The organism is Ewingella sp. AOP9-I1-14, assembly GCF_052375995.1.
Taxonomy (GTDB): domain Bacteria; phylum Pseudomonadota; class Gammaproteobacteria; order Enterobacterales; family Enterobacteriaceae; genus Ewingella; species Ewingella allii.
Genome location: NZ_JBQSVA010000036.1, coordinates 1 through 1,259, shown reverse-complemented (window position 1 = coordinate 1,259; position 1,259 = coordinate 1). Strand labels below are relative to the sequence as shown.

The window sequence follows — 1,259 nt, the reverse complement described above, 5'->3', positions numbered from 1 at the left end:
TGAAGTGGAATACTAAATCTGGCCACCTGAATAGAGGTGATATCATCGCCTCATAGTCAAAACAGGTGACATTATGACCGGACGTAACAGACGTAATTTTAGCCCCGAGTTTCGCCTCGAAGCTGCCCAGCTTGTACTCGATCAGCACTACACCGTTGCCGCCGCTGCAACGGCAATGAATGTCGGTAAATCCACGATGGATAAATGGGTTCGCCAGCTTAAAGAAGAACGCGCAGGGAAATCCCCAAAGGCCTCTCCGATGACGCCTGAGCAACTTCGCATTCGTGAATTAGAAAAACGACTGCAACGTGTTGAAATGGAAAACGATATATTAAAAAAGGCTACCGCGCTCTTGATGTCAGACTCCCTGAACAATTCTCGTTAGTTGAGAAACTCAGGACGCGGTTTCCTGTTGCCTTTATATGCAATGTGTTCGGGATCCATCGCAGTAGCTATCGGTACTGGCTAAGCCGACCGCAGAAACCTGATGCAAAACACATCATTATACTAAGCCTGGTTCGTGAAGTTTATCATGCCAGTAATGGCTCTGCGGGGGCCCGGAGCATTGCCGATATGGTCAGCGCAAAAGGTGTTCCGTTGAGTCGCTGGCGGGCCAGTAAGATAATGAAAGAGCTGAATATTGTTAGTTGCCAGCAACCGGATCATCGCTACAAAAAAGCCACAAAAGAGCATGTGGATATCCCTAATCATCTGGATCGCCAGTTTGCAGTAACGGAACCTAATCAGACCTGGTGCGGCGACGTGACCTACATCTGGACGGGCAAACGCTGGGCTTATCTGGCGGTTGTTCTGGATTTATTTTCCCGCAAGCCAATAGGCTGGGCGATGTCGTTTTCTCCGGACTCAGGTCTGACAGGAAAAGCATTAACGATGGCCTGGGAAGCCAGGGGGAAACCGGCTGACGTTATGTATCATTCTGACCAGGGAAGTCACTATACCAGCAGGGAATTCAGACGGTTACTGTGGCGTTATCGTATAAAGCAAAGCATGAGTCGCCGTGGAAACTGCTGGGACAACAGCCCAATGGAACGATTTTTTCGCAGCCTGAAATCAGAATGGGTACCGAACTGTGGATACGCTAATTTTAGCGAAGCAAATAGATCAATAACAAATTACATCATTAGTTATTACAGCCAACTCAGACCCCACCAATATAACGGTGGCTTAACACCCAATGAGTCAGAGCGATTGTTCTGGAAAAACTCTAAAACTGTGGCCAGTTTTTGTTGACCACTTCA

General features: G+C 47.8%; 1 protein-coding gene. It reads left to right on the top strand.

The features are described from left to right. Nucleotides 1-73: 73 nt before the first annotated feature. Nucleotides 74-1,251 (top strand): IS3 family transposase gene (locus ACT3RT_RS23050; protein ID WP_232769664.1). Its coding sequence is split into 2 segments (ribosomal slippage): nt 74-332 and nt 332-1,251, totalling 1,179 coding nucleotides; the frame shifts between segments, so codons are not numbered across the junction. Nucleotides 1,252-1,259: the final 8 nt, after the last annotated feature.